General features: G+C 71.8%; 19 protein-coding genes and 1 pseudogene. 7 read left to right on the top strand and 13 right to left on the bottom strand.

Translation table 11 applies throughout. From position 1 onward, the window contains the following. The first annotated feature begins 92 nt into the window (after positions 1-92). Complete coding sequence (locus GTY67_RS10535; protein ID WP_202461401.1) at positions 93-3092, top strand: GH92 family glycosyl hydrolase; 3000 nt, start codon at positions 93-95, stop codon at positions 3090-3092. Between the two features lie 124 nt (positions 3093-3216). Here the strand turns inward: GTY67_RS10535 and GTY67_RS10530 are convergent, their stop codons facing one another. After that, entirely contained in the window at positions 3217-3822 is a 606-nt protein-coding gene (locus GTY67_RS10530) for a TetR/AcrR family transcriptional regulator (protein WP_161278488.1), read from the bottom strand. Positions 3823-3982: 160 nt separating this feature from the next. Between GTY67_RS10530 and GTY67_RS10525 the strand changes: the two genes are divergently transcribed. Continuing rightward, positions 3983-5131 (top strand): NAD(P)/FAD-dependent oxidoreductase, encoded by a 1149-nt coding sequence (locus GTY67_RS10525; protein WP_161278487.1) that lies wholly within the window; start codon positions 3983-3985, stop codon positions 5129-5131. A gap of 88 nt (positions 5132-5219) precedes the next feature. On the opposite strand, the pseudogene GTY67_RS10520 reads toward GTY67_RS10525, so the two are convergent. The 5 genes and pseudogenes from GTY67_RS10520 to GTY67_RS10500 all read right to left on the bottom strand — a co-directional run. Beyond that, a pseudogene (locus GTY67_RS10520) lies at positions 5220-5542 on the bottom strand (YdcF family protein); the annotation flags it as partial. Positions 5543-5686: 144 nt separating this feature from the next. Then, on the bottom strand, positions 5687-6853 hold the full coding sequence (locus tag GTY67_RS10515) for an acyl-CoA dehydrogenase family protein (RefSeq protein ID WP_161278486.1): 1167 nt from the start codon (positions 6851-6853) through the stop codon (positions 5687-5689). Between the two features lie 8 nt (positions 6854-6861). Next, positions 6862-7827, bottom strand: coding sequence for a hydroxymethylglutaryl-CoA lyase (locus GTY67_RS10510; protein WP_161278485.1), 966 nt, complete (start codon positions 7825-7827; stop codon positions 6862-6864). Then, on the bottom strand, positions 7824-9770 hold the full coding sequence (locus tag GTY67_RS10505; RefSeq protein WP_161278484.1) for an acetyl/propionyl/methylcrotonyl-CoA carboxylase subunit alpha: 1947 nt from the start codon (positions 9768-9770) through the stop codon (positions 7824-7826). The genes GTY67_RS10510 and GTY67_RS10505 overlap by 4 nt, the downstream gene beginning before the upstream one ends. Positions 9771-9777: 7 nt before the next feature. After that, the gene (locus GTY67_RS10500; protein WP_161278483.1) at positions 9778-11400 is read right to left on the bottom strand and encodes a carboxyl transferase domain-containing protein; all 1623 of its coding nucleotides are present in this window, start codon (positions 11398-11400) and stop codon (positions 9778-9780) included. Between the two features lie 110 nt (positions 11401-11510). Between GTY67_RS10500 and GTY67_RS10495 the strand changes: the two genes are divergently transcribed. Beyond that, entirely contained in the window at positions 11511-12155 is a 645-nt protein-coding gene (locus GTY67_RS10495) for a TetR/AcrR family transcriptional regulator (RefSeq protein WP_161278482.1), read from the top strand. Positions 12156-12276: 121 nt separating this feature from the next. Continuing rightward, positions 12277-12942, top strand: coding sequence for a GPP34 family phosphoprotein (locus tag GTY67_RS10490; protein WP_161278481.1), 666 nt, complete (start codon positions 12277-12279; stop codon positions 12940-12942). A gap of 238 nt (positions 12943-13180) precedes the next feature. On the opposite strand, the gene GTY67_RS10485 is transcribed toward GTY67_RS10490, so the two are convergent. Next, a complete protein-coding gene (locus GTY67_RS10485; protein WP_161278480.1) occupies positions 13181-14089 on the bottom strand; it encodes an NmrA family NAD(P)-binding protein in 909 nt (302 codons plus the stop codon). A gap of 121 nt (positions 14090-14210) precedes the next feature. Between GTY67_RS10485 and GTY67_RS10480 the strand changes: the two genes are divergently transcribed. Then, the gene (locus GTY67_RS10480; RefSeq protein WP_161278479.1) at positions 14211-14771 is read left to right on the top strand and encodes a TetR/AcrR family transcriptional regulator; all 561 of its coding nucleotides are present in this window, start codon (positions 14211-14213) and stop codon (positions 14769-14771) included. Between the two features lie 129 nt (positions 14772-14900). Here GTY67_RS10480 and GTY67_RS10475 read toward each other — a convergent pair whose 3' ends face one another. Together GTY67_RS10475 and GTY67_RS10470 are read right to left on the bottom strand one after the other, a co-directional pair. Further along, positions 14901-17519, bottom strand: coding sequence for an SGNH hydrolase domain-containing protein (locus tag GTY67_RS10475; RefSeq protein ID WP_237502580.1), 2619 nt, complete (start codon positions 17517-17519; stop codon positions 14901-14903). A gap of 54 nt (positions 17520-17573) precedes the next feature. Beyond that, on the bottom strand, positions 17574-19283 hold the full coding sequence (locus GTY67_RS10470) for a cellulose synthase catalytic subunit (protein WP_161278478.1): 1710 nt from the start codon (positions 19281-19283) through the stop codon (positions 17574-17576). A 316-nt stretch (positions 19284-19599) separates the two neighbouring features. On the opposite strand from GTY67_RS10470, the gene GTY67_RS10465 reads away from it, so the two are divergent. Further along, positions 19600-20421: a phosphatase gene (locus GTY67_RS10465; RefSeq protein WP_161278477.1), complete on the top strand. Its 822-nt coding sequence runs from the start codon at positions 19600-19602 to the stop codon at positions 20419-20421. Positions 20422-20582: 161 nt separating this feature from the next. Here the strand turns inward: GTY67_RS10465 and GTY67_RS10460 are convergent, their stop codons facing one another. The 4 genes from GTY67_RS10460 to GTY67_RS10445 form a co-directional block, all read right to left on the bottom strand. After that, the gene (locus GTY67_RS10460) at positions 20583-21551 is read right to left on the bottom strand and encodes a cation diffusion facilitator family transporter (protein WP_161278476.1); all 969 of its coding nucleotides are present in this window, start codon (positions 21549-21551) and stop codon (positions 20583-20585) included. A gap of 62 nt (positions 21552-21613) precedes the next feature. Beyond that, entirely contained in the window at positions 21614-22486 is an 873-nt protein-coding gene (locus tag GTY67_RS10455; RefSeq protein ID WP_093688499.1) for an acyl-CoA thioesterase II, read from the bottom strand. A 40-nt stretch (positions 22487-22526) separates the two neighbouring features. Beyond that, positions 22527-23684 (bottom strand): acyl-CoA dehydrogenase family protein, encoded by a 1158-nt coding sequence (locus GTY67_RS10450; protein ID WP_161278475.1) that lies wholly within the window; start codon positions 23682-23684, stop codon positions 22527-22529. 192 nt (positions 23685-23876) lie between these two features. Further along, positions 23877-24374 (bottom strand): MarR family winged helix-turn-helix transcriptional regulator, encoded by a 498-nt coding sequence (locus GTY67_RS10445; RefSeq protein ID WP_161280028.1) that lies wholly within the window; start codon positions 24372-24374, stop codon positions 23877-23879. A gap of 363 nt (positions 24375-24737) precedes the next feature. On the opposite strand from GTY67_RS10445, the gene GTY67_RS10440 reads away from it, so the two are divergent. Continuing rightward, entirely contained in the window at positions 24738-25091 is a 354-nt protein-coding gene (locus tag GTY67_RS10440; RefSeq protein ID WP_093688495.1) for a PRC-barrel domain-containing protein, read from the top strand. The last annotated feature ends 197 nt before the right edge of the window (positions 25092-25288 follow it).

Genomic DNA, 25288 nt, shown 5'->3' with positions numbered 1-25288 from the left:
CGTTGTCATTCGTTCAACCGGACCCTCGTTCCCGGGCCGACTCCCCACGCCCCACCTCCCCTCCTCTAACCGCCTGCCCGAGAGGACCGCCCATGCGGGAACCCACCGCCACCGCCCCCGCCGCACGCCCGGCACCGCGCACGAGACGGGCCCGGCTTCGCGCCGTGGCCACGGCCGCGCTCACGTCCGGCGCGCTGGTCGCCGGTCTGACCCCGGCCACGGCCGCCGTCACCGTCACCGTCACCGCCCCGTCTCCGGACGTCACCGCGCGCGCCTCCACGATCAGTGCGTACGACGCCGTGGACCCGTTCATCGGGACGGAGTTGGACCCGAAGCAGAACAAGGGCAACAGCGCGTACGGCAACACCTGGCCGGGAGCCACGACCCCGTTCGGCATGGTCCAGTCCAGCCCGACGACGTACCGCTCCTCGGACGGCGACCAGAAGGGCGGATACGAGTACAGCGCGGACAAGATCCGTGGCTTCGGGATGACCCGGCTCTCCGGCACCGGCTGCGAGGGCCGGTTCAGCGCCTTCGACTTCCCGGTGCTGCCGTACACGGGCCCTCTCGACGGGGGCGCGCTGCCGACCAGCCCCGGCACGAAGATCGACCCGTACTACCTGGACTTCGACCACCGCGACGAGACGGCGGCACCCGGCCACTACACGGTCGGCCTCGGCAACGGCGTGGAGACCGAGCTGACCGCGACCACCCGAACTGCCGTCAACCGGTACGAGTTTCCGGCCCGCAAGGACTCCTCCACGCTGATCCTGGATGTGGCGGGCTCCAACAACCGGGTCTTCGACAGCGAGGTCAGGGTCGAGGGCCGCACGGTCAGCGGCTGGGTCGAGACGGCGTCGGTGTGCGACGAGGGCGGCCGGTACCGGGCCTACTTCTCCTCGACCTTCGACCGCGCGTTCACCTCGTACGGCACCTGGCAGGGCGGCTCGGTCACCCCGGGCGCGGCGACCGCGCGCGGTGGCGAGGCCAAGCACGGCTCGGGGGCGTACCTCGTCTTCCCGAAGGGCGCGACGGTCACCGCGCGGACCGGGCTGAGCTACGTGAGCGTGGCGAACGCGGCCCGCAACGCGGAGGAGGAGACCGGCGGCCGCACCTTCGACCAGGTGCGCAAGGCGACGGCGCAGACGTGGAAGGACGCGCTGTCGACGGTGAAGGCGACCGGCGGCACCAAGTCGGAACGGGTGAAGTTCTACACCGCGCTCTACCACTCCCTCCTCCACCCGAACGTCTCCGACGACGTGAACGGCCAGTACCCCGGCCACGACGGCAAGGTCCGTAAGGTCTCTGCCGGCCGGCACCACTACGTCACGTACGCGGGCTGGGACATGTACCGGGGCCAGGCCCAGCTGATCGCCCTGCTCTTCCCGAAGGTCGGGGACGACATCAACCAGTCGCTGGTGGACCTGGTGAAGCAGACGGGCGCATGGCCCAACTGGCCCCACCTGAACCAGTCGCAGCAGAAGATGAGCGGGGACTCGCTCCAGGTGGTGCTGTCGTCGATCGACGCGTTCGGCAGTGTGGACTACGACCGCAAGGCGGCGCTCGCGTCGATGCGGAAGACGCAGTCGCTCCCCGCCGACACGACGAAGCGGGCGCACGCGCAGCAGTATTTCAGCGCCGGTTTCATCGACAACGGCAAGGGCGACTCGGCCACGTCCAAGACGCTGGAGTACGCGATCGACGACTTCGCCATCGCCCAACTGGCGGGCAGGCTCGGCGAGAAGGCGTCGTACGACCAGTTCATGACGCGGGCGCAGAACTGGCAGAACCTCCTCGACCCGGAGACACAGCGCATCCGCCCGCGCGGCCGCAACGGCTTCGACCGCTCCTTCAACCTCGGTGAGCGCGGCAACCAGTTCGAGCAGGCGACCGGCTACCAGTACGGCTGGATGGTCCCGCAGAACGTCGGAACGCTGATCGAGGAGCGGGGAGGCATCGAACCGGTCACGCGGGACCTGGACGAGCACACCAGGGCCCTGGACGCCGGCGTCTACAACACCACGGGCGCCTACCTCTCCAACCAGCCGAGCTTCTCGATGCCGTACGTCTACAACTGGCTTCGGCAGCCGCACCGCACGTCGGAGGTGCTGCGCCGCGCGACGGACGAGATGTACGGCACGACCCCGTCGGGCCTGCCGGGCAACGACGACCTGGGGTCGCTCAGCTCCTGGTACGTATGGGCGAACCTGGGGATGAACCCCACGGTGTACGGCACGGCGAACCTGGTGCTCAGCTCGCCGATGTTCGACCGGATCGTGATCGACAGCGCGGACAGCGACCGCCGGATCACGGTCAAGGCGGAGGGGGCGGCGTCGGACAGGCCGTATGTGACGGGGCTCAAGGTCAACGGCCGCGCCACGACGAAATCCTGGCTGAACGAGGACTTCGCGCGGGCGGGCGGCGTACTGACGTACACGATGGGCGAGGCCCCGGGGGCATGGGGCACAGGGCCGGCGGACGTACCCCCGTCGTACACCGACGGCTCCGACGCCCGCAACAACATCGGCTCCACCCCCGACGGCCAGGGCAAGCTGGGCTCCCTCGACCTCAGCGACAACTCCCTCTCCCGCGAGAAGCTGACGGCGGCGGGCGCGGCCCCCGGCGCGAAGCTGCCGCTGGGCGACACGGGGATCACGTTCACCTGGCCGAGGACGAAGGAGGGGCAGCCGGACAACTGGATCCCGCACGGCCAGCGCATCGACCTCGGCGGCAAGAACGGCAAGGGGACCAAGGCGACGGGCATCTCCTTCCTCGGCCTGGCGACCAACGGCCCCTCGCAGGGCCTGGCGACGGTGGAGTACGTGGACGGCTCGGCGCAGAATGTCGCGGTGCAGTTCACCGACTGGACGCCCGGCACCAACTACCTCTACGGCAACGTCCCGTTGGTGGTCACGGAGGGCCGCAACAAGGTGAACGGCACGTCGGACACGACGCGCACGGTGGTCTTCGGCACGGTCCCGCAGGTGCTGGACGGGAAGAAGCGCGTGAAGTCGGTGACCCTGCCGCAGGGCACGGACCGGGGCATCATGCACGTCTTCGACGTGGCCCTGACGACCAACCCGGACCTGTAGGCGGCGGGGCTCGGTAAGGGACAGTCCCCCGGGGGGTGCGCCCGTCCGCTTGCGGCCCTGCCGCGTGCGGACGGGCGCACCCCTCTCGCGGATCATTCGACATCCGGGTCCGGGCGGGGGCGGGTCACGCCTCCGCGGTGCCCTGCCAGCCGTTCTCCAGCAGTGCGAAGGCGCGGCGGATGGCTTCGGCGCCGTCCGGGTGTCCGCGGAAGGCGTGCGGTGCTTCGAGGGCGAAGTGGGCCAGCGCGGTGCAGGCGGGGTCGTCGGCGTCGAGGCCGCTCTCCTCCGCGATGGCCGCCGCCAGGTCGGCCGTGTAGTCCATCCATGCGGCCTGCTGGTAGGCGACCAGGGCCGGGGTGCTGTTGACCAGGGCGACGAAGGCCGCGCCGCCGGGCTCGTCATGGGGGCCGCGCAGGCGGTACCGCAGGGCGTGCTCGCACAGGGCGGCCGGGATGGTCCGGCCCTCGGGGCGTTCGCGCACGGCGTCGAGAAGGTGGATGCGCATCTCGTCCTGCCGGTCGAAGACGAGGGCCTCCTTGCCCGAGAAGTGCTTGAAGAGCGTGGTGGTGGACACGTCGGCGGCGTCCGCGATCTCGCGGAGGCTGACCTCGTCGTAACCGCGTTCCAGGAACAGGCGCAGGGCGGCGTCGGCGATGGCCTGGCGGGTGGCCGCCTTCTTGCGCTCGCGGCGCCCCATCGGCGCGGGAGCGGTCTCACTCTCGGCGTGCATACAGGCAACCTACAACACTTGTGGCCCGATTCAAAAAGTTGACTCGTTGCACTTATTGAATCGCTGTGCTTTTCTGGTTCAGCGGCCGCCAGAGGCCTGCCGCCCCTCCCCGCAATCCCGTCCGGCCCCCCCTGCCGGGCCACAGGAACGGAGCACCACCATGCCCACCACACCCACACCCACACCCACACCCCGCATCGCCATCATCGGCGCCGGTCCCGGCGGCCTGACCTGTGCGCGCATCCTCCAGGTCCACGGCATCCCCGCGACCGTCCACGACCGCGCCTCCGGCCCCGACGACCGCAACCAAGGCGGCACCCTGGACCTCCACCCCGATGACGGCCAGCTCGCGCTCGAAGAAGCGGGGCTGATGGAGGAGTTCACGCGTCTCGCCCGCCCCGAGGGCCAGGAGATGCGCCAGTTCCACGCGGCCGACGCCGCGATCCGCTTCCACCGGCGCCCCACCGAGGGCCAGTTCTCCGCCCCCGAGATCGACCGCGGCCAGCTGCGCGACCTTCTGCTGGGCTCCCTCGCCCCCGGCACCGTCCGCTGGAACCACACCCTCAACAGCGTCGAAGGCCCCGCCGACGGCCCCCGCCGGCTCCACTTCGCCGACGGCACCGTCGTCGAAGCCGACCTCGTCATCGGCGCCGACGGTGCCTGGTCCAAGGTCCGACGCGTCCTCTCGGACGCCACGCCTCAGCACATCGGCATCAACTACCTCGAAGCCCGGTTCGACGACGTCGAGACCCGGCACCGCGCCATCGCGGACCTCGTCGGGCAGGGAAGCGCCATGGCGGCCGACGGTGAACGCTGCCTGTTCGCCCAGCGCAACAGCGGCGGCCACATCCGCGTCTACATCATCGTGGCCGACTCCGCAGACTGGCTCGCCCGGGCGGGTCTCACCGGCCAGGACACCGACGGCATCCGCGCCCTGCTCCTCAACCGCTACCGCGACTGGGCGCCGGGCCTCCTCCGCCTGATCGCCGAGAACGACGGCCCGTACATCGACCGCCCCCTCTACGCCCTGCCCGTTCCCCACACCTGGGAGACCAACCCCACCGTCACCCTGCTCGGCGACGCCGCACACCTCATGCCCCCGCTCGGCGTCGGCGTCAACCTCGCCATGCTCGACGCCGCCGAACTCGCCCTCGCCGTCGTCGGCCACGACAGCATCGCCGACGCCATCCGCGCCTACGAGAAGACGATGCTGCCCCGTTCGAACGAGATGCAGACCTTGCTGGACGGCGCCGCCGCCGACCTGCTGGCCGACGAAACCTTCGACCCCGGCCATGCCGGCGCCCGCTGACCGCACGCCCACCCCCGAACGCCGTGTCGCGGCCGCCCCCATGGCCAGCGGACGCGGTGGTCACGCTGGAGCCCGACGGGCTCCAGCCCTACGGGATCAACCTGCTGGTGAACCCGGCCCCGACCAGCCGCTCGTACGCCGCCGCCACCTCGTCCGGGACGGGCTGTTCGATCAAGAAGCCCTGAGCCGGGTGGACGAGCAGCCGTTGCAGGGCACCGACGAGCATGTCGAGGCCCTCCGGTCGTCCCCGATCGGGGCCACGTACTCCTCGAACGTCATCGGACCCGAAGCACTCACGATGCCGACCCCCGGCCACAGCTTGCGGGCCGTGGCGTAAGCGCGCCTCTCCTCGTACGGCTTGCTGACCAGCAGTACGGAGTCCACCTCCACACCGGCCGCGTCGAGGACGGCCGGCCCGGGAGAAGCGGATGTCGGCCACCCCCCAGGTCATGGCTGCCGAGCCCTTTGATGACCGAGCAGGGCGGGGGCGTGGTGGTCGCCGTGAGAGCAGCTCACGGCGACCGGGGCGGTCAGGGCATCAGCAGGTGGTGCGGATCAGCCCGGCAGCCCCAACTCCCGCGCGATCAGCATCCGCTGGACCTCCGACGTCCCCTCGCCGATCTCCAGGATCTTCGAGTCGCGCCACATCCGCGCCACCGGGTACTCGTTCATGAAGCCGTACCCGCCGTGGATCTGCGTCGCCTCGCGGGCGTTGTCCACCGCGACCGTGGAGGAGTACAGCTTCGCGATCGCCGCCTCCTTCTTGAACGGTTCGCCCGCCACTAGACGGGAGGCGGCGTCGCGCCAGCCCACGCGGGCCATGTGGGCGCGCATCTCCATGTCGGCGATCTTGAACTGGATCGCCTGGTTCGCGCCGATCGGCTTGCCGAACGCGTGGCGCTCGGCCGCGTACTTCACCGACTCGTCCACGCAGCCCTGTGCCAGGCCCGTGGCCAGGGCGGAGATCGCGACGCGGCCCTCGTCCAGGATGCGCAGGAACTGGGCGTAGCCCCGGCCCTCCTCACCCAACAGGTTGGCGGCAGGCACGCGGACGTCGGCGAAGGACAGTTCGCGGGTGTCCGAGGCGTTCCAGCCGACCTTGGAGTACGGGGCCGCGACCGTGAAGCCGGGGGTGCCGGAGGGGACGATGATCGCGGAGATCCTCGGGCGGCCGTCCTCCTTGCGGCCGGTCACCGCCGTGACCGTGACCAAATCGGTGATGTCCGTACCCGAGTTGGTGATGAAGCACTTCGAGCCGTTGATCACCCACTCGTTCGTCGCCTCGTCCAGCACCGCCGTCGTCCGTGTACCGCCCGCGTCCGACCCGCCGTCCGGCTCGGTCAGGCCGAACGCGCCCAGCGCCTCGCCCGCACACAGCTTCGGCAGCCACTGCCGCTTCTGCTCCTCCGTGCCGAAGAGATGGAGCGGCATCGCGCCCAGCGAGACCCCGGCCTCCAGGGTGATCGCCACCGACGAGTCGACCCGGGCCAGCTCCTCCAGGGCGATCCCGAGCGCGAGGTAGTCGCCGCCCATGCCGCCGTACTCCTCCGGGAACGGCAGCCCGAACAGGCCCATCCGGCCCATCTCGCGCACGATCTCGTACGGGAATTCATGGCGCTCGTAGAAGTCGCCGATCTTCGGCGCGACCACGTCGTGCGCGAACTCCTCGACCGTGCGGCGCAGTTCCTCGTGCTCGGCGGTCAGCCGGTGGTCCAGGGACATGGGGTCACTCACTCCTTGTGGGAGGGGGAAGAAGGGGGAGGGGTCAGGGCGCGGACCGTGCGGGATGGGCTCGGTCGGCCCAGGTGTTCGGCCAGCCAGACGCTGGTGGCGACCAGGGCGTCCAGGTCGACGCCGGTCTCGATGCCGAGGCCGTCCAGCATCCAGACCAGGTCCTCGGTGGCGAGATTGCCCGTGGCGCTCTTCGCGTACGGGCAGCCGCCCAGGCCGCCCGCCGAGGCGTCCACCGTGCTCACGCCGTGCTGGAGCGCGGCCAGGGTGTTGGACAGCGCCTGGCCGTACGTGTCGTGGAAGTGGACGCCGATCGACGCGGTGGGGACCGCCGCTTCGTTCAGCGCTGTCAGCAGCGCCGTTACGTGGCCCGGCGTCGCCACCCCGATCGTGTCGCCCAGCGACAGCTCGTCGCAGCCCAGGTCCATCAGCGCCTTCGCGACCCTGACCACCTGGGCGATGGGGACCGCGCCCTCCCACGGGTCGCCGAAGCACATCGACAGGTACCCGCGCACGTGCACCTTCTCCGCCTTCGCGCGGGCCACCACCGGTTCGAACATGGCCAGCGATTCGTCGACCGTGCGGTTCAGGTTGCGGGCCGCGAACGTCTCCGTGGCCGAGCCGAACACCGCGATCGACTTGGCCCCGAGCGCCAGCGCCCGGTCCAGGCCGCGTTCGTTCGGTACAAGGACCGGCAGGGATACGTCGCCGATGTCGGCGACCTCGCCCAGGAGCGGGAACAGCTCCTCGGCGTCCGCCAGTTGGGGCACCCACTTCGGGTGCACGAAGCTCGTCGCCTCGATGGTCGTCAGACCCGCCACGGCCAGCCGGCGGATGAACTCCGCCTTCACCGGCGTCGGTACGGTCTCCTTCTCGTTCTGGAGCCCGTCCCGCGCCCCCACTTCGTGGATGCGCACCCGGGCCGGCAGACCGGGCGCCGGGACCTTCATGGGGAGCGTGGTCATGAGTCCTCCCGAGGAGCGACTACCGCCAGGATCTGGTCCATCGCCACCGTCGCGCCCGCCGTGACGTCCAGCTCGGTCACCGTCCCCGCGTGCGGCGCGGAGATCACGTGCTCCATCTTCATCGCCTCCACCACGAGCAGGCTCTGACCTGCCTCGACCTCGTCCCCGACGGCCACCTTCACCACCGTGACCGTCCCCGGCATCGGGGCCGCCAGCGTGTCCGCCCCGCCCCGGCCCGCCCCGCTCAGGGACGCCTCCACCGGGTCGTGGTCCTGGACGTGCCAGGTGTCGCCGTCCCGGCCGAGCCAGTCGCCGGAGCGGTGGAAGTGCCCTACCGCGCCGTCGAGTTCGACCGTGACCCGGTCGGGTGTCACCACGGCCTCCGCCGGAGCCTCGTACGTCACCGGGTCCGCGCCCGACACCCGCAGCGGGAACGCCAGCGGTGCCCGCACACCTCCCGTACGCCATCCGCTCGGCACCGAGAACGGGTCCGTCCACCCCTCCGCGTCCGGCCGGGGCTCCAGCGCCTCCCGCCGCACCGCCGCGGCCGCCGCGTACACCTCGTCCGGAACCCCGTCCGGCACCAGGCCCTCCGCCTCGCGCTCCACCAGCCCCGTGTCCAGGTTGCCCGAGACCACGTCCGGGTGGGCCAGCAGGCGGCGCAGGAAGCCCGCGTTGGTCGGGACGCCCAGGATCACCGTGTCCGCGAGGGCCGCCCGCAGTTTGCGGATGGCGGTCGCGCGGTCGGGGCCGTACGCGATGACCTTCGACAGCATCGGGTCGTACAGGCTGCCCACCGGCACGCCCTCGCTGAGCCCCGAGTCCGTCCGCACCCCGCCGCCCTGCGGCTCGCGCAGCGCCAGCACCGTACCGCCGGAGGGCAGAAAGCCGCGGGAGGGGTCCTCGGCGTAGACGCGGGCCTCGATCGCCCAGCCGTCGAGGCGGATGTCCTGCTGTGCGTACGGGAGTTGCTCGCCCGACGCCACCCGCAGCTGCCACTCCACCAGGTCCAGGCCGGTGATCAGCTCGGTGACCGGGTGCTCCACCTGGAGGCGGGTGTTCATCTCCATGAAGTAGTACGAGGCCGGGTCGTTGCCCGGGACGATGAACTCCACCGTCCCCGCGCCGACATACCCGCAGCTGCGCGCCGCCTGCACGGCCGCCTCGCCCATCGCGGCCCGGGTCTCCTCGTCGAGGAGGACGCTCGGCGCCTCCTCGATGATCTTCTGGTGGCGGCGCTGGAGCGAGCACTCGCGCTCGCCGAGGTGGACCACGTTGCCGTGGGCGTCGGCCAGCACCTGGATCTCGATGTGGCGCGGGCGGTCGATCCACCGCTCCACCAGCAACGTGTCGTCGCCGAAGGAGGACCGGGCCTCGCGCCTCGCCGCCGCGATCTCCTCCGCCAGCACCGCCGCGTCCCGGACCAGCCGCATGCCCTTGCCGCCGCCGCCCGCCGAGGGCTTGAGGAGCACCGGGGTGCCGATCTGCCGTGCTGATTCCTCCAGTTGGGCATCCGTGAGGCCGCTGCCGGAGGAGCCGGGCACGACCGGGACCCCGGCCGCCGCGACCGTCTCCTTGGCCCGGATCTTGTCGCCCATCAGGGAGATCGCGGAGGCGGGCGGGCCGATGAAGACCAGGCCCGCGTCCGTGCATGCCTGCGCGAACTCGGCGTTCTCCGCCAGGAATCCGTAGCCCGGGTGGACCGCCTGCGCTCCTGTGCGGCGGGCCGCTTCGAGGAGCGCCGGCACGTTCAGGTAGCTCTCGGCGGCCGGCGGCGGGCCGATCCGTACCGCCGTGTCCGCCTCCCGTACGTGCCGGGCGTCCGCGTCCGCGTCGCTGAAGACCGCGACCGAGCGCACCCCCAGCTCGCGCAGGGTCCGGATCACCCGGACGGCGATCTCGCCGCGGTTGGCGACCAGCACGGTGTCGAACATCGTCGTCATCTGTTCCTCACATCCGGAAGACGCCGAAGCCGGGACCGGCCGGGTCCTTCTGGGGCAGCGGGGCGTTGGCGCAGGCCGTGAGGGCGAGGCCCAGCACCTGCCGGGTGTCCACGGGGTCGATCACGCCGTCGTCCCAGAGCCGGGCGGTGGCGTAGTACGCGTTGCCCTGGGTCTCGTACTGGGCGCGGATCGGGGCCTTGAACGTCTCCTCGTCCTCGGCGCTCCACTCGTCGCCGAGCTGGTCGCGCTTGACGGTGGCCAGGACGGAGGCCGCCTGCTCGCCGCCCATCACGGAGATCTTGGCGTTCGGCCACATCCACAGGAAGCGCGGCGAGTAGGCCCGGCCGCACATCGAGTAGTTGCCCGCCCCGTACGAACCGCCGACCACGACCGTCAGCTTCGGGACACGGGTGGTGGCGACCGCCGTGACCATCTTCGCGCCGTGCTTGGCGATGCCGCCGTGCTCGTAGTCCTTGCCGACCATGAAGCCGGAGATGTTCTGGAGGAAGACGAGCGGGATGCCGCGCTGGTCGCACAACTCGATGAAGTGCGCGCCCTTCTGGGCCGACTCGGCGAACAGGATGCCGTTGTTCGCGACGATGCCCACCGGGTGGCCGTGGATGCGGGCGAAGCCGGTGATCAGCGTCTGCCCGTACTCCGCCTTGAACTCCTGGAAGCGCGAGCCGTCCACCACCCGGGCGATCACCTCGCGTACGTCGTACGGTGTCCGGGAGTCCACCGGCACCGCCCCGTACAGCCCCGCCGGGTCGGCCTTCGGCTCCTCGGCCGGCTCCACCGACCAGGGGAGCGGGGCGCGGTCCGGGAGGGTCGCCACGATGTTGCGGACGATCCGCAGGGCGTGCGCGTCGTCCTCCGCGAGGTGGTCGGTGACGCCGGAGATCCGGGAGTGGACCTCGCCGCCGCCCAGCTCCTCCGCCGTGACGACCTCGCCGGTCGCGGCCTTCACCAGGGGCGGGCCGCCGAGGAAGATCGTGCCCTGGTTGCGGACGATCACGGCCTCGTCGCTCATCGCCGGGACGTACGCCCCACCCGCCGTGCAGGAGCCCAGCACCGCCGCGATCTGCGGAATCCCGGCCGCCGACATGCGCGCCTGGTTGTAGAAGATCCGCCCGAAGTGGTCCCGGTCGGGGAACACCTCGTCCTGCATCGGGAGGAAGGCGCCGCCCGAGTCGACCAGGTAGAGGCAGGGGAGACGGTTCTCCAGGGCCACTTCCTGCGCGCGCAGATGCTTCTTCACGGTCATCGGGTAGTACGTGCCGCCCTTGACGGTCGCGTCATTGGCGACGATCACGCACTCCCGGCCCGAGACCCGCCCGATCCCCGCGATGACACCGGCGGCCGGGGCCTGGTCCCCGTACATCCCGTTGGCCGCCAGGGGGGCCAGCTCCAGGAACGGCGAACCCGGGTCGAGGAGGGTGTCCACCCGGTCCCGGGGGAGCAGCTTGCCGCGCGCCTCATGGCGGGCCCGCGCCTTCTCACCCCCGCCCAGCCGTGCCGTGGCGAGCCGTGCCGCCAGCTCGTCGGAGAGCGCGTGATGCGCCGCCTCGTTGGCCTGCCAGGCCTCCGAGGCGGGATCGGCCGCGCTCGCCAGGACCGGTGCCTGCTGCATCGTGTCGAGCCCCCTTGCCCGTACCGCGATCATGTCCGTGGTGTTAATGACCGTTAACGCGTTTCCCTCAGGTTAACGAGCGCTAACGACCCTGTCTAGAATGAATCCTCATGAGCACCCATGCCACCGCCCGCGTCGCGGCTCCCACCCGCCGCGAGCAGATCCTGCGGGAGGCCGCACGCCTCTTCGCCGAGCGCGGCTTCCACGGTGTCGGCGTGGACGAGATAGGCGCCGCCGTCGGCATCAGCGGCCCCGGCCTCTACCGCCACTTCCCCGGCAAGGACGCGATGCTCGCCGAGCTGCTGGTGGGCATCAGCGAACGGCTGCTGGAGGGCGGCCGGCTGCGGGTGTCGGAGGACGCGGCCCGGGGCGACGGCTCCCCGGAAGCCCTCCTGGACGCGCTCATCGAGGGCCACATCGACTTCGCCCTCGACGACCGCCCCCTGATCACCCTCCACGACCGCGAGCTGGACCGGCTGCGCGACACGGACCGCAAGCGGGTGCGGCGGCTCCAGCGCGAGTACGTCGAGGTCTGGGTCGGCGTCGTGCGCGCCCTCTACCCGGGCCTGCCCGAGAACGAGGCCCGCCTCACCGTGCACGCCGTCTTCGGCCTGCTGAACTCCACCCCGCACCTGGCCCGCCCGGAGGCCCGCCCCGGCCGCGAGGCCACCGCCGCGCTGCTGCACCGGCTGGCGCGCGGGGCGTTCGCGGCGGCTGTGGACGCCTCTGCGGTGACCGTCCCGGACCGCTCCTGAGCAGGAGTTTCACCCGCTGGGCAACCCCGGCCGCGTCCTTCACGTCTGTCCGATCAGCACGAAGAGAACGATCGGCACGTAGAGAACGATCGGCACGAAGAGAGCACGGGGGAGCCTGACCATGGCCGTCACGCTGGGCGAAGAGATCATGCTGCTGTCGCTGGACGACACGACCGGCGCGGCGAAGGCAGAGTCGGCGGCGCGCTGGGGCGTGGCCGCGGGCATGCTCCTGGAGCTGGTGATGGCGGGCCGCGTCACGGTGAAGGGCGGCCGCGTCGAGGTCTTCGACCCGACCCCGACGGGCGATGCCCTCCTCGACGGCCGACTCGACCGGGTGGCGCGCTGGGTCCACGGGGCCTCCAGCAGCCGCAAGGTGGTCGACTGGCTGAACCGGGAGCACGTCAAGGGCTCGCAGGACGTCGTGGGCAGCCTCTGCGCCCGCGGCCTGGTGGCCGAGGAGCGGCACCGGGCCCTCGGTGTCTTCCCGGTGCGCCGCTACCCGGAGGCCGACGGTTCCGTCGAACGGGAGCTGCGGGCGCGGCTGGCCTCGGTGGTGCTGGACGGGGCCGAGCCGGACGCCCGCACGAGCGCGCTGGTCGCCCTGGTGCACGCCACGGGGATGCACCCGCAGGCCTTCCCCGGCCTGCCGAAGAAGCAGGTGTCCCCGCGCATGGCGGAGATCGCCGACGGCCACTGGGCGGGCGTGAGCGTAAGGGAGGCGATCCGCAACCTCCAGGCCGCGATCACCACGGTCACCGTGGTGACGGTGCTCTCCGTGGTGCCGTAGGACCCGTCCGGCGGGGAGCCGCCCGGAAAAACGTTCGCCCCCTCCCCGGGCGAAAGGCGATACTTCCGGTGCCCGGACAGGGCCGCACCGCGCGACGGTACGGCGCCGGGCCCCCGGCCGACCGTGTCGTACGACCGTCGGCCCGCACGACGGCTCGCGCGGGTCCCCGGGCAACGGGGGAGGGACCCGCGCGTGGCCGGTGGGCCGTACGGCCCGGCGGCCGGGTGCTGCTCGCTTCTCAGACCGCCGTCAGGTGGGTTCGCGCCCAGGCGGCGAACGTGGTCACCGGAATCCCGAGCTCCAGGGCGAGTTCGGGGCGGGCGGGCTGGAGGACGGCGTTGCTCCAGACGTGTCCGGCGCCCCACGTCGGCATGCCCGCCGCGAGCGCCTCGTCGAGGCTCATCGACGGCGCCTCCACCGGAACGCCCCACGCGGTGGACAGCGTGCGGGCGACCTCCTCCATGGTGAGCAGGTCACCGGCGAGCTCCAGCTCCACCTTGTGGAAGCGCTCGGGCTCCTGGACGGCGTGGGCGACGGCCGCGCCGATGTCCTCCGTCGCCACCAGCGCCAGGGTCGTGTCCGGCCGGAGGACCGTCGCCAGGCCGCCCTCCGGCCCGTGGGGCGCCAGCTGGGGCAGGTTGTCCATGAAGAAGGCGGGCTTGATCACCGTCCAGCGGGCGAAGCCCGCCCCGCGCACCTTCTCCAGGATCGCCTGCTTGGTGCTGAAGTAGCCCTCCATGGCCGCCCAGCGGCCTTCCGCCCAGCCCGGGGTCTCCGTGTGCCGTCCGACCCCGCTGGTCGAGGACTGCACGAGCTGGGGTACGCCGGCCGCCCGCGCCGCCTCGATCAGGTGGGTCGCCTGGGCCAGCTCCGCGGCGAAGTCGACCCCGCTCTCGTCCATCGGCGGCATCTGCACCGAGAACACGGCACGGACACCCGCGCAGGCCGGATCCAGCGAGGACCGGTCGGAGAGGTCTGCGGTGACCAGTTCGACGCCCAGCGCCTCGACGGCCTTCGCGCGCGGCGCGTGCGGGTCGCGCACCAGCGCGCGCACCGGCACACCGGCGGCCAGCAGGGCTCGGGCGACCGCCCCGCCCTGGCGTCCGGTGGCGCCGGTGACCAGTACGGGGGCAGAAGGTGATGCCATGGCCGTGTCTCCTCGGGAATCGTCTGCGGGACCGCGAACACAAAACGGCGGGGCCCGCCGTTTCGTCTTCGCTACGATATGGCGGGGCCCACCACTTAGCAAGGAGAGGTCAGGAGAGCACGTGACCGGTCAGCGCTCGGACGCCCGCCGCAACTACAGCCGCATCCTCGCCGTGGCCGAGGCGGAGGTCGCCCGCCACGGTGCCGCCGCCTCCCTCGAACAGGTCGCCCGTACCGCAGGCGTCGGCTCGGCCACCGTGCGCCGCCACTTCCCCAGCCGCCAGGCCCTCCTCGAAGCCGTCTTCCAGGAGCGCATCCAGGCCCTCTGCCGGCGCGCCGAAGAGCTGACCCGGGCCGACGACAGCCGGGCCGCGCTGCTGGAGTGGCTGCACGACCTCGTGGGGTACGCCGTCTCCGCCCGGGGACTTGCCGACGCGCTTACGTACGAGCCCCCGACCGACGCCCCCGCGCAGCACTCCTGCGGTGCCGCGCTCGAAGCCGCGGCCACGCCCCTGCTGCACCGCGCCCTGCGCGACGAGGCGGTCAGGCCGGGCGTCACCTTCCACGACCTGATCACCCTCGCCGTCGGCATCGCCCTGGCCACCGAGCACCACGCCGAACCGGCGATCCAGGCCGACCGCCTCTTCACCCTCACCGTCGAGGGCCTCAGCCCGAGCCGCTGACCGGGGCCGAGCCGCTGGCCGGGCCGTCGACCGGGCCCGGGCCGGACCCGCTGGCCGAGCCGGACCCGTTGACCGGGCCGGAGCCGCTGACCGAGCCGCCCACCGGCCCCGGACCCTTGGTCGAGACCGTCACCCGATCGACCCGCATCGGATGCCCCGGCTCGGTCCCCGGCCCCGCCGTGGCGCCGTCCGCGGCCGGGAGCTCGCCGCCTCCGGCCCGGTCACATCCGGCAGTGCGATCGACGCCTCGATCCGCAGCACTCCGCCGGGCGGCGGTGCGAAGTCGGAACGTACGGTCTCGATCCGCCCGGAACGCCAACGGTCGTCCACCCTCGTGGGCACGATCTCCAGCGCGCCCTTCCCGTCCAGGCGGACGTTGTCCGTCGAGTCGGTCATGGTCTCGATCTCGCCGGTGCCCCACTGCGGGGCCGGGCAGCCGGGGTAGCAGGTCCCGAGGTCGTACTGCCAGTTCGCGGGGGAGGGGCGGCTGCCCGCCGGGCCCTCGAAGTCGTCCCGCAGCAGCTCGGTCCAGCCGTCCGCCCCGGCGGCCGTCGTGGTGGGCAGCGCCCCCGCCTCCGTCAGCAGCCGCTCCAGCCTCGGGGTCAGCACGATGGCCGCCACATCGGTGAGGTGGGCGTCGTCCCGGTAGAGCAGGATGCGCTCCCGTACGGCCGGGCAGGTCGGGCCGTCGCCCGGGCAGAGGACCGGGTTCACGCTGATGGACCGTACGCCCGGCACCGCCCCCGCCGCGATCCTCCGCGCCAGCGGATCGGCCGGAACCGCCTCCGCTCGCTGGAACGCACAGGCGGCCGCATCGTCCGGAGCACCCGAGACACACGCCGGGATGTCCGTCCCGGGTACGGGGGTGTCCTCGATGTACACGATCGGGGCGCCGATCGCCCGCAGCGGCTTCAGGGTCTTCTCCCATGCAGCGGTGAGGAGTTGGCGGTCGGTGGTGTACCGGTTGAGCGAGGCGATCACGATGAGGCGGGGCTTCGGACCCGTACGAAGGCGCTCCAAAACGTCCGCACGCCAGGCGTCGCACTCGCGGTAGGCGCGGCCCAGTTGCGGGCTGTCCACCGCCAACTGCGGAAGCGGGCAACCCTGCTTGACCAACTCCTGGAGCGCCCAGCCGCGTTGGGCGGCCAGTGCCAGCATCGGCGAGAACCACTGCCCCGCGTGCGAGTCGCCGAGGAGCACGATCCGGTCCGGGCTGTCCACCGCGCCGAACAGGCACTCCGGGCTGCGCGTCACCTCCGGGGCGACCTGGCAGTTCCGGTCCGGCGGGAAGTTCTTGCGGGCCTGGACCGGGCTCGGCACCACCGGCCCGTCCCCCGCGGAGGCCCCGAGCAGCGACGGCCCGGAGGCGGCACCCGGCGGCAGCCCCTTGGCGTCGACCGGTGTGGCGGGGCCCATCAGGTGCAGCGTCGCCGTCCCCACCACCAGGGCCAGCGCGACCGGCAGCACGATGGCGGAGACGCCCACCGCCAGCCCGCGGCGCGGGAGTTCGGAGACCGTACGGCTCCGGCGCAGCGGCTGCTCCACCCACCGCATCGTGGCGAGCGCGGGCAGCACGGCGGCCAGGGTGAGCGCGGTCCGCGCCGGCCACCCGAGCGTGCCGAGCTGGGCCTCCGCGAGGACGAGCACCGGCCAGTGCCACAGATACAGGGTGTACGAGAGCCGCCCGACCGCCCGGGGCGCGCGCCCGGCCAGCAGCCGCCCGACCCCGTACGCGCCCTGCACGTTCCGCTCGCCCCGCCCCGGAATCGCCGCGAGGATCACGGCGGCGGTGGCCAGGGTCGGGACGAGCGCCGCGTAACCGGGGTACGGCGTCGAGGCGTCGTACGCCACCACGCACCAGCCGATCGCCACCGCCCCGCCCCAGCCGCACAGCAGCCGCAGCGGACGCGGCCCGCGCAGCAGATGCCACGGCAGCAGCGCGAGCAGCGCGCCCACGCCGAACTGCCAGACGCGCGAAGGTGTTCCGAGGTACGCGAGCGAGACCGAGTGCTCCGTCCAGTGCAGGGACAGCGCGAACGAGCCGACAACCAGCGCCCCGGTGACGAGGGCCACCACCGACCGCACGGCCCGCCCCCGCCGCACCGCACGGGCGGCGAACACGGCCACCACCGCGAGGAGCGGGGCCCAGGCCAGGTAGAACTGCTCCTCCACGGCGAGCGACCAGAAGTGCAGCAGCGGGCTCTGGTCGTGTCCGGCGGCGAGGTAGTCGGCCCGCTGGGAGACGAACCGCCAGTTGGCGAGCGAGAGCGCCGCCGCGAGGACGTCGTACTCCAGGTCCGTGCGGCGCAGCGGTACGGTCAGCCAGGCCCCGGCCACCGCGACCGCCGCGAGCACCACGGCGGCGGAGGGCAGGAGCCGCCGGGCACGCCGGGAGAAGAAGTCGCCGAGCCGGATCCGGCCGGTGCTGATGGCCTCGCGGACCAGGAGGCCGGTGATCAGGTAGCCGGAGATGACGAAGAAGACGTCCACTCCGACGAACCCGCCTGCCAGGCCCGGGATTTCGGCGTGGAAGGCGAGGACCGCGAGGACGGCGACCGCGCGCAGCCCCTCGATGTCGGGCCGGAACGTGGACCGGTGCGGGCTGGGCCCGGACTCACCGCCGGAACGCCGGGCGGGCGGCGCGGGCGGTGGCGTGGACGCTGGTGCGGAGCGCTTCAGGAGCGACCCGGGACGCCGTGGCGGTCCGGCAGTCTTCCGGAGCGGTCCGGGAGCAAGGAGGAAGGGCATGGTGGTTCGGCCTTTCAGCACGGCTCAGCTCGGCTCAGGTCAGCTCGGCCCGGCTCAACCCGACCAGGGGAGCATGGGGTTGACCCATCCCGAGGCGAGCAGACCGGTGAGCAGGAGGACGGCGGAGGCGGCGAGGGTCTCGGGCCAGCGGCGGGGCAGCATGCCGGCGGGGGAGCGCAGGCCCGCCAGGAAGGCCCGGGCGCCCGCACCGCGCGACTTCGGGACGCCCTCGTCCCGCGCCCCCGGCCGCAGTTCGGCCGACAGGTCGCGTATCAACGGCACATTGATCTGGAGCTGCACCAACAGGTAGAGGAACAGCCCCCAGTTGGGCTCCCACCCGTTGCGGGCCACGGCCAGCGCGATCCCGGCCGCCGCGGCCCCGTTCGAGAGGACGAGCCAGACCAGCGAGACGCCCACCACCCGCCGGGCCATCCCGCCCGAACTCCCCTTGCTCCGCACCCCCGTGGGCACCCAGGCGGCGCTGCGCCCCCGCAGGGTGTGCCAGAACGCGGTCGCGGCGGCCACGCTGGTGAGGACGTTGGCCCGGATCACCTCGACCCGCCAGCGGGTCCGGCTGACCCGGGGCAGCAGGACGTGCCAGAGCCAGAGCGGGGCGAGCAGCGGCAGCACGTGCCAGGGCCGGATGTGGTCCGGGTACCAGAACATCATCACCAGCGGCGGCAGCGGCGCGGCGAAGGTGTTCACGGCCGTGGTGAGGTACCCGACGACGCCCTCGTAGAAGCAGAGCCGCATCCGCCAGGGCGCCCGCATCCGCTTCAGTACGGGCGTCCCGAGGAGGTGGAGGTTGCCCATCGCCCACCGGTACTGCTGGTTGACGAAGGAGGTGACCTCGTCGGGCGAGGTGCCCTTGGCGACCAGGACGGGGACGTACTGGGTGCGGAACCCCCGCTCGTGCAGGGCGAGCCCGGTGTACAGGTCCTCGCTGTGGTCGAGGCGGGCGAAGCCGCCCGCCAGGTCGATCGCGCGGCGCCGGTAGACGGCGTTGGAGCCGCAGCAGATGGCCGCGTCGCTGGCGTCCCGGGACGGCTGGATCCAGCGGAAGAACCACTCCTGCGCCGAGCCGGCGGCGCGCTGGATCCACCCCATCGTCTCGTCGGTGTCGAAGCACTGAGGGCTCTGCACGATGCCGACGGCGGGGTCGGCGAGATACGGAACGAGGTGGCGCAGGAAGTCCGGGCGGGGTGCGAAGTCCGCGTCCAGGATCGCGATGAACTCCGAACTGCTCAACGTCAGCGCGTGGTTGAGGTTGCCCGCCTTCTTCAGGTGTCCCCGGTCGGGCCGGACGACGTACGCGTAGCCGTACGAGGCGGCCAGCGCCGCGACCTCGGGCCGGTCGCCGTCGTCCAGGACCCAGACGGTCAGCGCGCCCGGCCAGTCCACGGCGGAGACCGCGCGATAGGCGTTGGCGAGGACCGGGAGAGGTTCGCCGCAGGTCGGCAAGTACAGGTCCACGGTGGGGAGTTCGGCGGGCGCCCAGGCGTGGACGAGGACCTCGTGCGACGCCCGGGTCAGCCGGCGCTGACGCAGGCTGTTCACCGAGGAGAGCGCCAGCGCCACGACATTGAGCCCGAGGATCGCGAGGAACGCCCACAGGGCCGGGGTCCGTAACGCGAAGGCGAACATCGTGGCCGCCGTGAAGACGAAGGCCAGCGAACTGCTCACCAGGACCCAGCGGCGCTGGGGCCCGAAGTACCAGTAGAGCTCGTCGTCGGACGGTGGTTGCGGAAGGTGGTGCACGGTCATGAAGCCCCCCACGGCTGCATATGTACCCGTTTCCATGCCTGTTTCGGCACTCGATCGAGGTGGCCCACCCTAGCGCCAAAGGTATAGACCACTTGCGCGAGACCGCGACAACGGATGGATTGAGACACCGGATTGGCGTGGTTCGATTGGTCCAGACCTCTTGGTGTTCCCATTCGAACCGCCGCCCGGTCCGGACGAGGAAGGACCAGGTCACGCGGGGGTGAACAGTCCCGGAAGAGTTGCGGGGCCGGGGAGGGATCCGTCCGGCGTACGGGACACCAGGCACGCCCCGCACCCCGGACGGCACAATGGGTTCATGCCGATACCCAGCCGCGCCGCCCTCGTCGACCACCTCGTCCGTTCGCGTATCGCGGGGGACGTCGCCACCCCGCGCGACAACAACCTCTCCCACTACCGCAAGCTCGCCAACGGTGACCGCCACTACTGGCTGGGCCTGGAGCTCGGCGACCGCTGGACCGACGAGCAGGACGTGCTCGCGGTGATGGCCGAGCGCTGCGGCGTGAACGACGACCCCGCGCACCGGACCGGCCAGGACACCATCGACCCCGAGCTGACGGTCGACGCGCTGGAGCGGATGGCGGCCCGCCTGCGCAAGGCCGCCGACGGCCGCGAGCGGGTCCTCTTCGCCACCGGCCACCCCGGCGGCCTGCTGGACGTGCACCGGCAGACGGCGGACGCCCTGCGCCGGGCGGGCTGCGAGATCGTCCGCATCCCCTCCGGGCTGGTCGCGGACGAGGGCATGGTCTTCCAGTTCGCCGATGTCGCGATGCTGGAGCGCGGGGCCACCCTCTGGCACACCCACTCCCCGGCCCCGATGGCGGCCATCCTGGACGCCATGGCGCACCTGGGCCGCCCGCTGCCCGACCTCGTCGTCGCGGACCACGGCTGGGCGGGGTGCGCGGGCCAGCGCGGACTGGACGCGATCGGTTACGCGGACTGCAACGACCCGGCCCTCTTCCTCGGCGAGTCGGAGGGCACCCTCCAGGTCACCGTCCCGCTGGACGACCACGTCACCGACCCGCGCTTCTACGACCCGATGACGGACTACCTGCTGCACGCGGCGGGGCTGCTGGAGGACGAGCCCGCGCCGGAGCCCGCCGGGGAGCCCGCAGCGTAGAACCGGGAGCCCGCCGCGTGGAAGCGGGCCGGCCGCGATGAGTCAAGGCGGTGGCGGAGCTGACCCCGCAGGGCGCGAAGGGCCGTAGGACGTCAGAGAGGTCGTTGGAGGTCAGGGGCTGTAGGACGTCACAGAGGTAGGACGTCAGGAGCCGTAGCGCGTCAAGGGGCGCTGCGGCGGCGCCGCTGCTCGCGCCCCGGGGTCGGGTCCAGATACACCCGCCGGACCGACGGGAACCGCTCCCGCAGCTGCGCCTCCGCCTCCTCGCAGGCCCACTCGACCTCCTCGGCGGTCGCCATGTCCCGGAAGTCGACCTTCGCGGCGATCAGGATCTCGGCCGGCCCCTGGATGAGCGTGGTCAGTTCCAGTACGTCGACGATGTGCGGGACCGACTTCAGCTCCTCGCGCACCCCCGCCCGCACCGCCGGGGGCAGCGGCCGCCCGATGAGCAGCTGCGCGTTGGACCGGCCGAGCACCCAGGCCACGTACACCAGCAGCAGGCCGATCAGGCAGGACGCGATCCCGTCCCAGACCCCCGACCCCGTCAGCTGCCCGCCGAGCAGCCCGCCCGCCGCCAGCAGCAGCCCCACAAGGGCCGCCGAGTCCTCCATGACGACGGCCTTCACGGCGGTGTCGGGGGTGTGGCGCAGGTAGTACGTGTCCGGCACCCGCAGCCGTGACGCCTCGCGCCGCACCTGTTTGACGCCGGTGCGCAGCGAGTACCCCTCCAGCAGGAAGGCGACGCCGAGGACGACGTACGAGACGAGAGAGCTGCCCAGCTCCTCGCCCGCGACCAGGGTGTGCACGCCGTCGTAGATCGAGAAGACCGCACCGCCGACGAAGGTGGCGATGGAGGCGAGCATGGCCCAGATGTACCGCTCGGGGCCGTAACCGAGGGGGTGGTCCTCGTCGGCCGGCTTCTCGCTCCGCTTGAGCGCGGTGAGGAGCATGACCTCGGTGACGGTGTCCGCGACCGAGTGGGCGGCCTCGGAGAGCATCGCACTCGACCCGCTGATCAGCCCGGCCACGGCCTTCGCCACGGCGATGCCGAGGTTGGCGAGGGCCGCCACGATCACCGTGAAGGTGGACTCCCCGCCGTCGGCTTCACTCTTGGCTTGCGCGTCACTCATGGAGCTCATGGTGGGGAGTATGTCCGAGATGCCGCTTCAGGCGGGGCTCATCGCGCCGCCCGTCAGCGGGGAACCCGTACGACACCCTCCTGGATGACGGTGATCGCGAGGCGGCCGTCGGCGGTGTAGATCCGGGCCTGGCCCAGGCCGCGCCCGCCGGAGGCCGACGGCGACTCCTGGTCGTACAGCAGCCATTCGTCCGCCCGGAACGGCCGGTGGAACCACATGGCGTGGTCCAGGCTCGCCCCGACCACGTCCCCGACCGCCCAGCCGCCCCGCCCGTGGGCCAGGAGCACCGAGTCCAGCAGCGTCATGTCGGAGACGTACGTGGCCATGCAGACGTGCAGCAGCGGGTCGTCCGCGAGCTTGCCATTGGTCCGGAACCAGACCTGCGAACGCGGCTCGCGCGCCTCGCCCACCGTGCCGAACGGCGGCGCGTCCACATACCGCAGATCGACGGCGGCCCGCGCCTCGATCAGCCGGTCCACCATCCCCGGATCGCTGAAGCGGTCCGCGTACCGGGGCAGCATCTCGGCGGCCGTGGGCAGCGTCTCCGGATCGGGGGAGGCCGGCATGTCCGCCTGGTGCTCCAGCCCTTCCTCGTACGTCTGGAAGGACGCGGAGAGGTGGAAGATCGGCTGCCCGTGCTGCACGGCGACGACCCGGCGGGTGGTGAAGGACTTCCCGTCGCGGATGCGGTCGACGCTGTAGACGATGGGCGCGCCCGGGTCCCCGGCGCGCAGGAAGTACGCGTGCAGGGAGTGGGCGCCCCTGTCCGCCGGGACCGTCCGGCCCGCGGCGACCAGCGCCTGGGCCGCGACCTGCCCGCCGAACACCCGGGGCACGACCGCGCTGCGGCTCGTGCCCCGGAAGATGTCCCTCTCGATCGGCTCCAGGTCGAGGAGATCGAGAAGGGAATCGAGTGCTGCGCTCATGAGGAGAACGTAGTCCTTACGGAACCGGCTTCCGAAGCCCTCACAGCCCCATGGACTTGGCGATGATCGACTTCATGACCTCGCTGGTGCCCCCGTAGATGCGGTTGACGCGGTTGTCCGCGTACAGGCGGGCGATCGGGTACTCGTTCATGAAGCCGTAGCCGCCGTGCAGCTGGAGGCAGCGGTCGATCACGCGGTGCGCGACCTCCGTGCAGAACAGCTTGGCGGAGGCGGCCTCGGCGGCGGTCAGCTCACCGGCGTCCAGGGCCTCCAGCGCGCGGTCGGCGACGGCCTGGGCCGCGTCCACCTCGGCCTGGCAGGCGGCCAGCTCGAACTTGGTGTTCTGGAACGAGGCGACGGTCTTGCCGAAGACCGTGCGCTCCTGGACGTACTCCTTGGCGAACCGGACGGCGGCCGCGGCCTGCGCGTACGCACCGAAGGCGATGCCCCAGCGCTCGGGGGCCAGGTTGGTGCCGAGGTAGCCGAAGCCCTTGTTCTCCTCGCCGAGGAGGTCCTCGGCCGGGACCTTGACGTCGACGAACGCCAGCTCGGCGGTGTCGGAGGTCTTCAGGCCGAGCTTGTCCAGCTTGCGGCCGACCGAGTAGCCCTCGGACTTGGTGTCGACGGCGAAGAGGGAGATGCCGAAGCGGCGGTCGTCCTCGCGCGGGGCGGCGGTACGGGCGCAGACGATGACGCGGTCGGCGTGGACGCCACCGGTGATGAAGGTCTTGGCGCCGTTGAGGACGTAGTGCGTGCCGTCCTCGGAGAGCTTGGCGGTGGTCTTCATGCCCGCGACGTCGGAGCCGGTGCCCGGCTCGGTCATCGCGAGGGCCCACATCTCCTCGCCGGTCGCGAACTTCGGCAGCCAGCGCTTCTTCTGCTCGTCGGTGGCGAGCATCTTGACGTAGGGGAGGCCGAGCAGCGTGTGCACGCCGGAGCCGCCGAAGGAGACACCCGCGCGGGCGGTCTCCTCGTAGATGACGGCCTCGTACTTGTGCGAGTCGATGCCCGCGCCGCCGTACTCCTCGTCCACCTCGATGCCGAAGATGCCCAGCTCACCCAGTTTGAGGTAGAACTCGCGCGGCACCTGGCCCGCGGCGAACCACTCGTCGTACACCGGCACGACCTCGGCGGCGATGAAGGCGCGGATGGTCTCCCGGAACGCCTCGTGGTCCTCGTTGAATACCGTACGGCGCACGGGGTGCCTCCTGATCGGCTGAAGTGTTCGTCGGTGGACGTCTGCGCTCACCGGGCATGGCTAAGCGCTTGCTCATTCCCCTTCGAAGTTACCGGTCGGTCATGGAGCTGTCCAGGGTGATGCTGAGCACGCGTGAGCGGGGCCGGGCGGGCCTCGCTCACGGCCTGGCGGGCGGGCCGGCCGCCGTGCCGGTCATCCCGTACGCCGCTCCGCCCCGTCGTCCGGCGGCCGCTCCGCCGGGCTGTCCTGGTCCGGCGGTTCGGCCCCGGAAACCGGCGGCTCCGCCCGTACGACGGTGAGCGCGGTGCGGATGGCCTCCACGGCCTCCATCAGCCGGGCCCGCGAGGCCGGTGACGCCCGCGCCAGGACGGCTGCCAGCCGCTCCTCCCGCCGGACCCGCAGCCGGTCCAGGTGCGCCCGCCCCTGCGGGGTCAGCCGCAACTCGACCTCGCGGCGGCTGGCCGTGCTGGAGGAGCGCCGTACGAAGCCGACGGCCTCCAGCCGGTCGCACAGCCGGCTCACCGACGACGGCGCGGCCTCCAGCTCCACGCCGAGCTGCCGCAGGTTGATGCCCTCCCGGCGTTCGATCACGTACAGCACCCGCAGCTGCGGCGCGGAGACGGTGACGGGCGAGAACCCGTCGGGGACCCGTGTCCAGTAGACCTCCAGCAGTTCGATGACCCCGCGCATGGCCCTGGCCACATCGCGGAGCCTGAGATCAGGGCCGGATCGCTCTTCGCCCATGCTGGAACACCCTCGGTCGAACTGCGGCCCCGTCCGCGCCTGCGGGCAGGTCTTCCTAGCGTTGACGCCCCAGCGATTCCGAAACCCCTGATTCACCGTGGATCGCGCGGGGGCGCCCGCGCGGGGGCATCGAATTCCCGCGAAATGGATCGAAAAACGCACGAGTTCGCAGACATGGTGCCGAAGGTGCGGGGCACGAGGCTGTCAGCGGTTGCTCAGGAAGTGGGCACGGCGGAATACACACCTCTTTTTAAAGGGTGCGTGGGACGCCGCTAAAAAATTCATTCACGTGCGATCGAAGGAGTTTTTATGAGCGAGAACCTGTGGGGCTACCAGCCGACTGCCGGCCACACCGCCGGCACCGACCTGATCGGTTACAAGGTCGAGGCGACGGACGGCAGCATCGGCAAGGTCGACAAGCACTCCGACGACGTCACCTCCTCGTACCTGGTGGTCGACACCGGCGTATGGATCTTCGGCAAGCACGTCCTGCTCCCGGCGGGCACCGTGAGCCGGATCGACGCCGAGGACCAGAAGGTCTACATCGACCTCACGAAGGACCAGATCAAGGACGCCCCGGAGTTCGACAAGGACAAGCATGTCGGCGACGCGGACTTCCACCGCACGACGGGTGAGTATTACGGCCGCCACCGTCGGGTCTGATCCGACGGTGTGATGCCGGTGGACGAACAGCGGGCGGGGCGGAACGCGGATCATCGCGTTCCGCCCCGCCCGCTGTCTGCGAACGGCTGAGGTCATCGAACGGCTGAGGTCATCACCGCAACGATGAGGCAACCAAGAGGCACCGAAGGGTTTCTTACGTCCCGCGTTCCCTGAACGATCGGAGACACGAGATGAAC

This window comes from Streptomyces sp. SID8374 (genome assembly GCF_009865135.1).
GTDB lineage: Bacteria > Actinomycetota > Actinomycetes > Streptomycetales > Streptomycetaceae > Streptomyces.
The sequence above is the reverse complement of the archived record's forward strand: the minus strand, read 5'-3'. Positions and strand labels throughout refer to the sequence as shown.